The sequence below is a fragment of the Streptomyces sp. NPDC054872 genome (genome assembly GCF_053610705.1).
In genome coordinates this window covers 45590-58411 of sequence record NZ_JBSGYY010000055.1, presented here as the reverse complement: position 1 = coordinate 58411, position 12822 = coordinate 45590, and the positions used below count along the sequence as shown (strand labels likewise).

Genomic DNA, 12822 nt, shown 5'->3' with positions numbered 1-12822 from the left:
AGGGGCGTAACAACTCCCATTCCTCATCGGTCAGTTCATAGCGACGACTCACAAGACCCATCATCCCGCGCCACTACATTGAAGACACCGCCTAGGGATGGGGACCCATCGGCGCCGTGCCCCTTGGCCGTGGTTGCTCCTCGTCGTTGCTCGGCTGTTCTCGAATGAGTAGGGGCAGCATCCGCCCGCGATTGGTGCGGAGCAGCCGGATACCGAGCAAGGGGCCTTCGGGGTACGGGGGATCATCTTCAGCGAGGGCGTTGGACCTGCGCCTCGCATGTGACGGTGCCCTGGTCGCCGTGCAGAAGGGGTCGCCCGGCGGTGTCGCTGGCGAGCCGGCCGATCACGGGCTCGGACGCTCGCGCGGCGGTCGGACCGCGAAGCTGCATCTGGCTGTGGAGCAGGGCCAGATGCCCATGTCGATCGTGGTTGCGGCCGGACAGCGCGGCGACTCCCCGCAGTTCGAGGTCGTCCTGGGGCGCATCCGGGTCGCGCGGCTGGGGTTGGGTAGACCGCGCGTTCGTCCCCGGCGGGTACGGGTCGACAAAGCGTAGGTCTCCCGCAAGAACCGCGCCTCTCTGCGTCGGCGTGGCATTTGGTGCACGATCCCAGGCAAGGCGGACCAGTCCCGCAACCGCAAGAAGCGCGGCTCACACGGTGGCAGGCCGCCGAAGTTCGACCCGGTGGACTGCAAGGAGCGCCACGCGGTCGAGTGCGGCATCAACCGCCTCGAGAGAAACCGCGGGGTGGCCACGAGGTACGACAAACTCGCGGTCCGTTGCGAGGCCTCCGTCCTCGTTGCGGCCATCGATGTATGGCTGTGATCGGCACGGAAATCGGTTTGCCTCACCGTGCTGCAGGAGCGAAGCTCGCCCCCATGACCGCAGATTTCATCGTGCGTCCGGCCCGTCCTTCCGATGCCCGGACTTTGGCTGAACTGCGTTGGGCGTTCAAGCAGGAGGACTACGAGGGGCAACCGCCAGCTCCTGCTCGGCAGTTGGAAGAGGTCGAGCGCTGGGTTCGCGACCGGCTCAGCGATGGCCACTGGTTGGCCTGGGTCGCGGAGGCCGAAGGAGAAGTCTGCGGTCACGTGTTCCTCTGTCTGGTGGAGCGGATGCCGGAGCCCTACGAGGGCAACAGCCCGGTCGGCTATGTCACGAACTTCTTCGTCATGCCGTCACAACGGAACAAAGGCGCTGGCTCGGAGCTCCTTGAGGCTCTGAAGCAGCATTCACGCAGCGCTGGCCTCGAGGGTTTGATCGTTTGGCCGTCAGAGCGCAGCACCCCGCTCTATCAGCGGTCTGGTTTCCAGCCTCCAGAGGAACTGCTGGAACTTCCACTCGACACCTGACAAGATCCGCTTTCGATTCACGCCCTAGCCCAGCCGGGGCTGTATCGACGTCAAGTCGAACTGCCACTCGACGTTGGCTGGCGAGCCGGTGCGGTGCACCCGTCGACCCGCATCAGAAGCTGTGTCTGAGGCCTGCATGACAACCGGGCGGGGTCCTGACGTGGTGTTCAGCTGCTGCAGCAGCCCGCCTTCCCCGGTCAGTTGCAGGCTCTCGGCCTGGGCCCGGCCCACCAGCTCGTCAATCAACTGGTCGTCCACGGCCTTCGCCGACACAGCCTTCGTGGGCTCGACAGCCTCGGACTCGGACACGTTCTCACTGGTCATCGATGCATCTTCCATGATCGGGAGTTACACCGAACGTCTTACAGTCCCGCTCTTGGGTGTGCTCGGCTGAGGCGGGCCCGCGGCCGGTTTCGCCGGAAGTACACACGATCACGGGCGGGATGGGCCGGGAGCCGGGAATGTTGATGCGGACGCGGGTCACCAGCACCGTTGCGTGTTGATGGTCCAGCCGTTGACCGGTGGTCGAGTTCGCTTGGCCGGGTTGGGGGCAGCCACTGCCCGGTGTGCCAGCTGCTGGTGGAGAGGCGGCCCGGCCGGTCTGGTTGTGGTCGCAACCGGGGTTGGTCGGGGGCCTGTTGTCGGTTCGGTGCCCTGTATGAGCGAAGAGATAGAGCGGGTGCAGGCGGCGTGGTCCCGGATCGTGCAGTGGTTGGCAAAGCACGCGCCGCTGTCGCATCAGAGTTTGCTTCCGCCGGCGTCCGAGGAGGAGATCGGTGCGGCGGATGCGGAGCTGCGCAGGCAGTTGGGCTTCGGGCTTCCCGTGGAGCTGGCTGCCCTGTGGCGGCTGTGCGGGGGAGTGGATCATCAGGTCATCGAGGAAGGCGAGGTCGGCTCCGGGGCATTCCTGCCCAACGGGATCATCATGTCCCCGGACCAGGCGCTGGGGCCCCGGCTCCCCGGCGTCGGGAGACCGGATCCCTGGGACGGTCTGGCCGCGGTTCCGTGGCTAACCCGAGACGAGGCCGGGCCCGAATCCGGTCATTGGGTGTCCGACGACGGGATGGGCCACTGGTACCTCAGCGAGCCGCCGGACGGCCCTCATTTTCCGTCGATGGCCGCCTACTTCGACGAGGTGTTGGGCACCCTCACCGAGGGGCCGGGCGACCGGATGGGCTCCGATGTGCCCGGTCTGGTGTGGGGCTGCCTGATCTGGGACGACCCGACACGGGAACCGGCAGGTCGGACTCTGGACGAGGCGTCCGCCTACTGGCGGCCGGTGCACTGACCGTGCAGCCAGGGCCCCGCCGCCGCGTGGTGCGCCGGCGGGGCCTGTGATGCGATGGGGCCGTCAGGGCTTGGCCATCGTGCAGGCCAGGTCTGCCTTGGACGGGTCACAGCGTCTCCAGACACCTCGTAAGTGATCTCGTACACCGCATCAGGATCGAGATCGCTGAGGCCGTCGTAGGTCAAGCGCGGCTCGACCGTCACGTTGCAGCCCGCCGAACCGAAGCACTGCCGCTCTGTGGTGCGCAGCGTCATCGTGAAGTCGTCGACGCCCGGCGTCTCGTACGTCGGCTCCTCCTCCACTGGTACGACCAAGCAGTGGGCGCTGGCCGACCAGCACACCGACCTGGTCGCGGGTCTTACTCCCGACGGAAAGCAAGTCAGCAGCTCCACTGCCTACGGCCACCTGCGCCGATGACTCCGCGCCCGGAGCATCGTCCCGCGCATTGCCCGCAGGGGCACGGAGTCCTCACAACGGCTGGGCCGCCACCGTTGGACCGTGGAGCGCACGGTCGCGTGGCTCGCTGGGTGCCGCCGCTTGCACCGTCGCCATGAACGCAAGGCAGAACACTTCCTCGCCTTCGCCGAAATCGCCGCCGCCCTGATCTGCTACCGCAGACTGGCGAAGGCCATCACTGCGACGTGATCCGTAGAGTACGGCCCAATACGACGCCGGCCTGCCGCGGAGCACCGAGCCGGGCACACACCATCGAGGACTGCATGACCGACTACTTGCCCGCCGTTATGGCGATGCTCGGCCCGGCCCAGAACCGCTTTGCGGACCCTGCTGCTTGGGACCGTCTCCACGCGGATCTCGGCATACAACTGCCGCCCGACTACCGGGTCCTGGTTGACGCCTACGCCCCGATCCAGCTCAATGGCCACCTGTACCTCCATCATCCGGCGACCGAGCGGTGGAACCTGGGGCAGGAGATCCAAAGAAGCATCCAGGCATGGTCCGAGGTGCCGTGGGACGAGCTCGATCTCGACGCGGACGAGGACCCGCGCCAGCTCTTCGGACTCGACGAGTTGAGCTTCGGCACCCGCAACGGGCTGTGGCCCCTCGCGAGCACCGACCGAGGAGAGGCAATCTTTCTCATCGCTGCCACCAGTGTCCCCCGGCTCCTGGTGAGTTACGACGAAACCTGGGCGGAGCACCGCATGAGCTTCGCCGAATGGCTCTACCGCTATCTCACCGGTGAAGACATGACCGGTCCCAACAGCGCAGCCTTCTATCCAGGCCCTGTGCAAATGCGACACCTGCCGATGTCCGTCGACGAACGTCCCGAGCCTTGGTACGGCCCAGACCGCGGTATGTGAAAAGCCCACCGCGCTGGCAGGAGCGGCGGCCCAAACGAGATGACCTCTAATGGCCGGGGTGCCAGGACGGCACCTGGCTCGCCACCTGCGGGGACGAGGAGGTACTGGAGGATCGCGAGGAAGTTGATGTAACTGTCAGGAAGTTGTCGGCGAAGGCCCTGGCCGCCACCACGGACCAGGTGGCGAAACTGGCGCCTGCACCGACTGCACATCAGCCTCGACTACTGCAGCCCCGCCGACTACGAGACCGCACTCGCAGCCTGACCACCACACCGATGGTGTCCGTCAAAGCGGAACAAGCTCAGCTGACCCGCGTCTGACCGGGGCGTCGTGAGGACGCTGATGGTGTGCTTGGCCAGTGGGTCGGCGGCATCGGGCGAGGGAAGTTGCGATCGTGCAGCCATGCGCTGTGGATGTGGGCGCGGTCGCTTGGTTTGACCCGACAGACAGCGAGATACGTTGCCAGTTGCTCCTCGGTCGCCGGCAGCCGGCGGCGGTTGATGATGTTGTAGAGGGTGGTACGGGGGATGGGCGTCAGTCCTGGCGTGGGGCGGGTGAAGGTGCTGGGGGAGGGGGCACCAGCTTTTTCGTAGGCGTTGGCGAGCACGGCAGCAAGTGCCCCGCGCCCGTATATGTATTGGGCGGAGGGCGCACCGATATCGCGGTGGCGTGCGGCGGTTCGGCCCTGGCTGCGTAGTTGGTTTGCCTCGTGGCGAGCGTGATCGGGTGCCCGGCACGCGTCGAGGAGTGCGTCGAGGACTGCGAGGGAGGGGGCGCAGGTGCCGGATTCGGCGTTCTGGACTGTGCCGCGGGAGACCGCTGCGGCGAGGGCGAGGGCGCGCTGGCTGAGTCGAGCGTTCTTGCGCAGCGCGCTCAGGTGCGCGGCGAGAGGGGCGTAGGGCGCGTGTGCGTAGCTGCTGGGAGGGGCCATGGCAGGCGTCTACCTGCCGACACCGGAGCGTACCGCGGCCTCGGCCAGGGCCGTGATCAGGCGGCGGCCGCCGCCGGCGAGGGCGAGGGTGCCTGCGCCGATCGCACCGCAGCCACCGAGCAGGGCGAGGACGGCGCTGGTGGGAGTTCCTGCAAGGAAGAGCAGGGTGCCGAGCGTGAGAAACGCGATCAGCAGGATCAGGGCGTGCGTGGAGTCCCAGCGCACTGGCGAAGTTGGGTTGGCGGGCGCGGCGGGAGGGGGCAGATGGTTCACAATGTGACTCCGTCCGGCGAAGGACCCCGGCGCGACGCCTGGGGCCCAGGGGCTGAGTGGTCGCAAATATCGCGCAGTCCTACGGCAGTTGACCCTGCCTTCTCAGCGGGCCGCGCGATGCGTACAGCCTTCCATGCTTGCGCCGCTGCCTACCCGCGAGCCGAGATACGTATGTCCCCTTTGCCGGTTCACGGCCTAGCTGATGTTCCCCTGCCGGCTACGCAGTTACCGCCGGCACCGCGGCTCGCCGTGGCGTGCTGATGGGCTCTCGCACCGCACGGCGTACGGCCGAAGTGTGAGCAAATGTGGTCGGTGCGCTCATGATTGCAGCCGGCAGAGGGTCGCACGGCCCAGTATTCGTTCCCGCTCGGTTGCAGTGAGGGCCTCGATTGGGAGACGCTGCGCAGCGACGACATCGTCCGCTAAGGCGGGCGGTGTTCCCCTGAAGGCGACTGGTCGCAAGCCCAAACCTCAGGAACTGGCAGATGCGTTGGCCCGCGCCTGCCGAGCGTCCGGTCGGCACCCTTGGTGCCGGCCTTCGCCGTGCCCGGCCCCCTGCTTGACGTCGGGCCACGTCACGCCGACGGCTGCCGCAGGAGCAGCCGCCAGATCTCCTGGCTACCGCCGGGCGTTGATCTGGCGTCATCCGGTCGGCCGGGAAAGCGATGCCCGATCTTCACCCGCGTCCTTCGGCCCGGCCGCGGTACGTCAGTCGCTGTTCCAAAGGCCCCGCTTCGGTCCGGATGTAGCGGAGTTGCGCACCGGGGTGGCTGCCCGCTGCGCTGGTTGAGCTTGCGTCCCGTGCCGACGATAGCTCTGCGAAGGGCCGCGTGAGGCTGCCTCCCTAGTCGCCTCCGCACCGTGCTCGCCCAGGAGCTGGTCGAGATCCGCTTGACGGTGTGACGCTGTTTGCGCGGCGCATTCAGGTCCACCCGCAGCGTCTGGTCGATCAACGGCTTGTAGGAGGTCCTGGGCGGTCAGGGGCAGTGAGAGGGTCAGGGCCGCGTCTGCGAGTTTCCCGGGGGCGGCTGCGCGGACCAGGAGCTCGGTCAAGGGGCCGCTGCCGGTGGTCAGTGCGTGGCGCTGCGGGCGCTGAGGGCATCGCGCCCGCGAGCTGAAGAAGCAGCTCGCGCAGTAGACACCAACTGGGCCCGCTCTGTCAGCTGGTCACATCTTGAAGCGGCGCCGCATGTTCGGAAGGAACTGACTGCCTCGGAAGGGCCCAGGCGTCGTTGAAGTCTGAGCTCGTCGTGGCCGAAACGGAAAACCCCACGGCCGTTATGGGCCCAGTCGATGCCGTCGCGGTCCTGGCTCCGGCTGCGGGACTGGACGCCGGAGGATTCGCGGCCTTCTGTCCTGAAAGATCGGTGACGCCGCATTTCGCTTAATGATCATGTGGTGCCTGTCCTCGAACACCGTCGGTGACAAGCCGGCCACGACCTTGTGGGAACAGATGCCGAGATCAACTCGTATGACACGGATGCGCAGACGGTGGGCGGCGGCCCCGGCTGCGGCCATGCTGATGTCCGTGGCTCTTCCGGCTTCCTCCCGGGCACTTGAGCCCGGAGACGACCTGCAGGTCGTCTCCTCCGTTGGCCCGGCCGGTGCGCCTGTGCCGACCGCGACGAGCCTTAAGGACGGCAGTGCCGCAGCCCGCACCGGTGGGTGGGAGGCGAGTGAGGCGGACCTGATGCAGCCTCAGGCAGCCGCGGAAACGGTCGGTCCCGCCGGCCGGTACGCACCGAAGTCCAGCACTCCGTCAGCGACCGCCCCGCCGGCGACCGCTGCGCCGGCTGCGGCCGGCAGCCCGGCCAGGCAGGCGGCTGCGCCCCCGTACCCGGACCCGCCGCGGACCATGACTGCCAAGGAATGCCTCAAGGGCCTGGGAGCGACCAAGAAGTTCTACATCAAGTCCCGGTTCGCGGTCTGCTCCGGCGCTTCGTTCAATCAGACCTGGCTGGTCAACAACCGGCCCTCGGGAGAGAGCCAGATCGTCTTCCTCGCGGTGGGCACCATCGCCAAGGGCAGCCGGACCATGAACGTCTATCACCACTACCAGTTCAAGTCCGTCGGCCGGACCGGGGCGCCCGGCATGATTCTCACACCGAAGGTGACCCTGCCGCAGACGTGGCCGGCCAGCGCCCGGATCAGCCAGGGCGGCGACCTGCCCGCGGGGCAGAGTTGGGCGACGCTGGCCGCGCAGCCCGACCCGGGCTTCTCCCACAACCTGACCGGCAAGTCCGGCACCGGATCCGGCCCCGACGATGCACTGTTCACCGTCTTCCAGCCCGAGCTTTCGCTGAAGGTGACCGGTGGCTGGACGATGACGGGGGCTCTGAAGGGCGCGCCGTTCTTCCTGGCCCCGCGCTGGGACAAGGCGAAATACCTGGCCGGGTCCAGGGCTGATGGCGGTGCCGCGTTCAGCTACGCGGTGTCGATGCCTTTCAGTACCAAGGCCGGAGCCAAGGAGCGGGCCGCAGCCCAGCACATCAAGGACGCCTACACCAAGCCGACGACGACCGAACCGAAGAACACCAAGAAGGACATCCCCGGCCGCACTGCCAAGGAGCCCCTGACCCGCCTGTATCACGATGAAAAGCGCCGTAAAGCTAACCGCGATGAGGCGGTCAAGGCGTGCAAGGCCAAGTGGGGGGCCGGCTACTCAGAGGGCGAAACCAAGCAGTGCGATGAGTTCCCCTTCTCCACCACCTACGAAGGCGCTGCACAGGCGCTGAAGAAGTACGACCCGCAAGGCAAGGCCCCCAAGAAGAACTTCTCCGCCCGGCCGATCCCCAACGACGACAACGAAGCCGGTGGCAGGATCATGAGCGGCTTCTACACCAAGAACCGCATCATCGACGGCGCTGACGACGGCTTCCTGATCAAGGTGTCCTGACAACTTGCCCTGTGGGCAGGGTGGGGCGGGTGCACCGCCCCACCTTGCCTACAGGATCCGTCATACCGGCCAGAACTGCAGCAGGAATCGCTCCACCCCCTCGGGCACCCCCTGCTCGGCCAGGGCCGCGACCTCTTCCTGCCCCACCACATGAGCGCGCAGCCGCCACCGCCGGTTGGGGATGCCCAGGTCGATCACGTTCTCGTCCGGCCCGCCGGCCGTGTGGAACTGAAGCTGCCCTGAGGCGGACTCCAGCTCCGCTTCACCCATCGCCTCCCAGGAGACGGAGCCATCAGGCTTAGGCGGTGCGTCCCAGACCTCGACAGTGAACGTGGCTGTGTGCGTGTGGCCTCCCGACTGGATGTCCACCCGCCCGTGCTGCTCCGACACCAACCCCTGCGCGCCTTCAGGCCAGTCGTCGATCAGATCCTCGTCGGCATCCTGCAACCACAGCAAGAATCGCTCGATCAGTACCGGGAACTGCTCGCGATGTACCAACGCCATAACGACACTCCGCTCCTGTACCCCACTACCCGGCAATGCTTCCCGGCTCATGATCCAGGACGAGGGGCAGTGGCGCGAGAGAGCAGTCCCGACGTCGCAGCGTCGGTGGCCGGTCCCGTTGCCTCGCCTGGGCCGGGAGGCGGGGCCGTCTGGACGGAGGGTGCAGCGACTGCCGTAAGTCTGACGTCGCCATCGTCGTTCCCGCAGGTCAGCGTGATGCGAACTTTTCAAATCGTCTGGTGAGGCAATTCGTGCGGCGATTCGGGGAGCCGACGCCAACTGGTTTCGTGATTTGGTTCGCGGAACATTGCGCGTAGCACGGCGAATTGGGGCTACGCTGGATCTGCACGCAACAAGTGTTGCGTGGCTTCCCGTACCGCTGGTTGACAGTCGGACGGGAACAAGCGAGACAGTCGCCCCGACCCGTCCAAGAGTGAGGCGACTGCTCGTCCTGCTACCGGCCGCGGAAGATGAGGTAGAGGATCAACGCCGAGCAGATGTCCACGGACACCTGAACGGCGAGACTCCTCAGCCATCGCCTCCCGCGGCCGTAGTGCATGGCCTTGAGCTGCGATGACCGCTCCCTGAGACGACGGGCCGTGCGGCGCCACCGTCTCAATCTTCGGGCCAGCCACATGCGCACGCGCATGCTTTCCCCTCCTCGACTCGCCATGTGCAGTACAGGCACACGGAGTTGTGCGCCCGCCCATAGGCATCGCTGCCAATGGAGGACCGAGGAAGGGTCAAGAATGGAGCCTATTGGCGAAACCTCTCGAGTTGCGGCGATTCTCCGAGATTCCTCAAATTTGCCGCGCACCTCGTCTCGACAGGCCCGTCGTGTCCTCGCAGCCGACCCACTGGGCAGGGTCGCCTCTGGCGTCTCCGTTCTGAACGGGACCGCCGCGTCGGTCGTACGAGTTCAGTGCGATCGTTGCTGGAGCAGGTCGGTGACGGCGAACTGGTGTGTGAGGTCCAGTAGCAGTCGATTTGCAGTTTCAGTGCGCCGTTGGGGGAGGGCTGCAAGGTCAGCGATCGGGGCCTCGGTCGTGACGAAGGTGGCGGCTTGTGCAGGGAGGCTGCCGTCGAGGGTGAGGCTGCCGTCGATCTGCTCGTCGTACTGCCCATCACGTTCGGCCAGAGCGACGGGGCCGTTGGTGAGGATCTGTGCACGGAGCTGGAGGGTGCCGTCGGCGCTACGCTGGTCGGCGTTCAGGGCGGCGGCGATCACAAGGTCGCGTACCGCGCTTTCTAGGGAGAGTTGCGTCAGCAGTGCAGGGCCGTGCTGCATGGGGGAGCTGGCGTTCAGCGCGCCGCTGAACGATCCGTCGTGGCGGAGTTCAAGGTGGGCGCTGGTGCTCTGGCCGGTGTACGGGCGTGGGGCGGTGAAGATCGAACGGCGAAGTCCGACCACCGGGTTGTAGTTCGTCAGTTTGGTGCGGAGCAGGCTCTCGCGGCCGGAGGGAATGTCCCGCAGGATCGTGGTCATGATCGGGTCTGTGGCTGATGGGTTGACCGTCGGTGCCGTGTCCAGGGGCGCCGGCACCGTTGGCACAGCTGTCACCACGACCCATACCCTGCGCGGTTCCTGATGGAGGCGCTGGTGCAGTTCGTCGTGCACGTGCTGCAGGTGGGTGTGTGCGTCCTGGCGCAGGGCGAACCGTCGTCTGTAAGCGGCCTCGAGTTCGGACTCGCCAAGCCAGACCGTGTCGGTGCCCACCCGCTTCGGGTACCGCATGGCCTCCTTGTCCACGACCACCAGGTGCGGGACCTCCGGGCTGCGGGGCACCTCGACGATCACCGCAGAGCGTCCGGGGGAGCCGGGCAGCGGCACGCTGTAGACGTTGAAGGCGGGGATAAACGGCCGCACGAGTGAGGTGGCTACGGCTCGGTACTTGGCTACGAGGCTCCTGGCGCGGTCATCCTCGACGCCCAACAGTTCAGCAGCGTGGTCAGCACCGTCCTCCCGCACACCGGTGACGATGATTCCCCCACCAGCGTTGGCGAGAGCGGCGAAGTCCTTGGCGGTCTCCCGGCTATCCTTCGCATCATCGGCGTCCTGCTTCCAGTCGAGATCCTCTGCCTCGCCCAGGCGGATGGCGACTGCCTGTTCGAGTGTCTCGGCAGTCACACGGCCGGGCGGTGAGCCGACGGAGCGGTGAAGCGACGTGTAGGCCATGCCTGACCTTAACTGGGCGTTTCGTCGGCGATTGGCCGTTAGGTCCGCGCAGCTGAGGTTCAGGGGGTGTGTCGAGGCGTCCGGTGACCGCGTGCCCAGCGTCTCCGCGAGAGCTACTCGCACTTCATTCCTGATGCCGTGGCACAGCCGTGCGTCGAAGCTGGACAGACCGAGCCGGCGGGTGACGCGTGACAGGAACAGTCAATTAGCGAAGCCCAGGGATCGGTCGGCCTTGGTAGTCCCTAAACCACTGGTCCTCGATCAGCTTGCTGATGCGACCTTCCGACAGACGGCCTGCAGGCCGTTGGCGGCCGACGCCCGTACCGCCTGGTGGGCTTACCGCTTCTGGCCGTCGGTAGAGCTAAGGCGAAAACGTCCGACAACGCGATGGTTGGCGGCAGGACTCGCCGAGGCGAAGCGGCCGACGAGGTCACTGATTTCACGGCGGATCTCTGACGACAGCAGGCCGCGGTCCAGCTGTCTCCCGACCTTGTCGCCGTACTGCTGTACGCAGATTAGCCAGCGGAGGAAGACTATGAACGCGGTCTCCCTGATCTGTTCGAGCTCTTCGACCGTAGGAAGTGCCTTGTCGTCGCGGCCGTGGGCGTAGTTGGAACGATGTCCGTAGGCTGCGGTGACCAGATTCGCTACTCGGAGGCGATCGGAATCCGCCGGCCACAAGGATGCTGCGCGTTGGGAGGTTCTGCGTGACTTGTCGATGTCTTCGGTCACCAGCAGTGCTTCTGTCGCCGTGACGTAGTCCAGCAGCACGTCCTGGATCTCGGACTCATCGACCCACTTCCCGCCGAGGGTGCGCTGCGTGGCGCGCAGTAGTCGGCCTGTGGCGGCTGTCGCCGACCGTCTGATGGTCGTCTTCGCGCCCTTGGCGTGTTCGATGAGCGAGTACACGGCGGTGACGAACGCAGTGAAGGCATCCAGGTCTTCTGCCCTTACCGTGTAGCCGTCGGTGAGAAGCAGTTCGTCCACCTCTTCACCGCGGTCGTCATAGACCGGCTCGATGGTGGGGGAACCCCAGGTTCTTGTGGTGGATCGTCCCGGCTCGACGTGAAAGAAGACCTCCGGGTGCACGCTGTGGGTCAGGTCCCATAGCTGCAGTGTCACTAGCACGTCGGCATGAGGTCGTTCCGGGCGCCGGTCGGGGAACGAAAAGCGCCATCCCCCGTCCTCATGCTCGGCGTCAGGGTCGCTGACGGCCAGGAACGTACACCCGGCGAGGAGGCCGTCCGGGTCGAGCGCTGGTTTCGGAAGCCAGGCCGCCATTCGCGGCAGGGCCTGCAACTGCCGCAAGTCTTCCGCCGAGGCGGTCCACAGGCGGTACTCGCCTAGCCGGATGTCTGCACCTGGCGGCAGGACGATGTCTAGCAGCATCCATGTCTGGATCTCGGGTAACGGTCGGCAAGCGAAAGCTTCCAGGTCGGCCGCAAGCTCGGCTACTGGGACGTCCTCACCGCGGGCACATGCCTCGGCTATGTGCCCCAGACCAACAACCCGGGTAAGGACTCGGCTGCTCACCTCGTGATCGTCATACAAGTCCCCCCGGAATACCTTCGGTGCGAGCTGGCCAAAGGCGGAGGCGAGACCCGTCCATGCTTTTCCACTGGTAAGAGCTTTTCCTCTGCGTTCAGTGGCGGTCAGGCGCCGTGCTTCCGCAGCCCACTGCTCCAGCCATCCTGTCAGGTCCTGCTTGGTGGTCATGGGCCAACCCTAGGGACCGGATCGGTGGGGGTGCAGCCACATTTCGGAAGAGTAGAAGAGTACAAGTACCGGTATGGCAAGTCAGCGGATCCGGTGGCGGTCGTTGTGCGCCGGCCCAGAAGAACGTGGACAGCTACGAGGGCGGAGTCCAGGCGGCTTGCGTCTGGCCGGCGCAACATGGACCTCCCCGACGGTGTCGATCAGGTCGGGAACCCGGCCCCCCGGCGGGCCTGGGTCAGCTGCGCGGACAGTCTCCGGTACATCGGCGCCGTGTGCGGCAGTGCGCCCTCAGAGGCTGGCCGGTACATAGCCTGGCGCAGCGTGAAAACGCCACCTAGCAAACGCGCTGCACCCCGCCCCGGCGACAC

11 protein-coding genes and 2 pseudogenes are annotated in these 12822 nt (G+C 66.4%); 6 read left to right on the top strand and 7 right to left on the bottom strand.

Annotated elements, in window-relative coordinates:
- Nucleotides 1–877 precede the first annotated feature (877 nt).
- A complete protein-coding gene (locus tag ACWGIH_RS40380) occupies nt 878–1351 on the top strand; it encodes a GNAT family N-acetyltransferase (protein WP_453452826.1) in 474 nt (157 codons plus the stop codon).
- A 168-nt stretch (nt 1352–1519) separates the two neighbouring features.
- On the opposite strand, the pseudogene ACWGIH_RS40375 reads toward ACWGIH_RS40380, so the two are convergent.
- Nucleotides 1520–1675, bottom strand: a pseudogene (locus ACWGIH_RS40375) (IS256 family transposase); the annotation flags it as partial.
- Nucleotides 1676–2009: 334 nt separating this feature from the next.
- Between ACWGIH_RS40375 and ACWGIH_RS40370 the strand changes: the two are divergent.
- From ACWGIH_RS40370 to ACWGIH_RS40355, 4 genes and pseudogenes are all read left to right on the top strand, one after another.
- Nucleotides 2010–2639, top strand: a complete 630-nt coding sequence (locus tag ACWGIH_RS40370) for a hypothetical protein (protein WP_453452824.1) — start codon at nt 2010–2012, stop codon at nt 2637–2639.
- 240 nt (nt 2640–2879) lie between these two features.
- On the top strand, nt 2880–3056 hold the full coding sequence (locus ACWGIH_RS40365; protein WP_453510442.1) for a hypothetical protein: 177 nt from the start codon (nt 2880–2882) through the stop codon (nt 3054–3056).
- 3 nt (nt 3057–3059) lie between these two features.
- Nucleotides 3060–3284 (top strand): annotated as a pseudogene (locus ACWGIH_RS40360) (transposase); the annotation flags it as partial.
- A 74-nt stretch (nt 3285–3358) separates the two neighbouring features.
- Entirely contained in the window at nt 3359–3958 is a 600-nt protein-coding gene (locus ACWGIH_RS40355; RefSeq protein WP_453452125.1) for an SMI1/KNR4 family protein, read from the top strand.
- A gap of 301 nt (nt 3959–4259) precedes the next feature.
- Here the strand turns inward: ACWGIH_RS40355 and ACWGIH_RS40350 are convergent, their stop codons facing one another.
- Both ACWGIH_RS40350 and ACWGIH_RS40345 read right to left on the bottom strand, forming a co-directional pair.
- Nucleotides 4260–4889, bottom strand: coding sequence for a helix-turn-helix domain-containing protein (locus ACWGIH_RS40350; RefSeq protein ID WP_453452126.1), 630 nt, complete (start codon nt 4887–4889; stop codon nt 4260–4262).
- 9 nt (nt 4890–4898) lie between these two features.
- Nucleotides 4899–5162: a hypothetical protein gene (locus tag ACWGIH_RS40345; RefSeq protein ID WP_453452127.1), complete on the bottom strand. Its 264-nt coding sequence runs from the start codon at nt 5160–5162 to the stop codon at nt 4899–4901.
- A 1855-nt stretch (nt 5163–7017) separates the two neighbouring features.
- Between ACWGIH_RS40345 and ACWGIH_RS40340 the strand changes: the two genes are divergently transcribed.
- Nucleotides 7018–8058 (top strand): NucA/NucB deoxyribonuclease domain-containing protein, encoded by a 1041-nt coding sequence (locus ACWGIH_RS40340; RefSeq protein WP_453452128.1) that lies wholly within the window; start codon nt 7018–7020, stop codon nt 8056–8058.
- Nucleotides 8059–8118: 60 nt separating this feature from the next.
- Here the strand turns inward: ACWGIH_RS40340 and ACWGIH_RS40335 are convergent, their stop codons facing one another.
- The 4 genes from ACWGIH_RS40335 to ACWGIH_RS40320 form a co-directional block, all read right to left on the bottom strand.
- On the bottom strand, nt 8119–8562 hold the full coding sequence (locus ACWGIH_RS40335; RefSeq protein ID WP_453452129.1) for a hypothetical protein: 444 nt from the start codon (nt 8560–8562) through the stop codon (nt 8119–8121).
- Nucleotides 8563–9016: 454 nt separating this feature from the next.
- Complete coding sequence (locus tag ACWGIH_RS40330; protein WP_453452130.1) at nt 9017–9211, bottom strand: hypothetical protein; 195 nt, start codon at nt 9209–9211, stop codon at nt 9017–9019.
- Nucleotides 9212–9481: 270 nt separating this feature from the next.
- Nucleotides 9482–10738 carry an AlbA family DNA-binding domain-containing protein gene (locus tag ACWGIH_RS40325; RefSeq protein ID WP_453452131.1) on the bottom strand — a complete coding sequence of 419 codons (1257 nt, stop codon included), beginning with the start codon at nt 10736–10738 and terminating at the stop codon, nt 9482–9484.
- A gap of 336 nt (nt 10739–11074) precedes the next feature.
- Nucleotides 11075–12454 (bottom strand): hypothetical protein, encoded by a 1380-nt coding sequence (locus tag ACWGIH_RS40320; RefSeq protein ID WP_453452132.1) that lies wholly within the window; start codon nt 12452–12454, stop codon nt 11075–11077.
- Nucleotides 12455–12822: the final 368 nt, after the last annotated feature.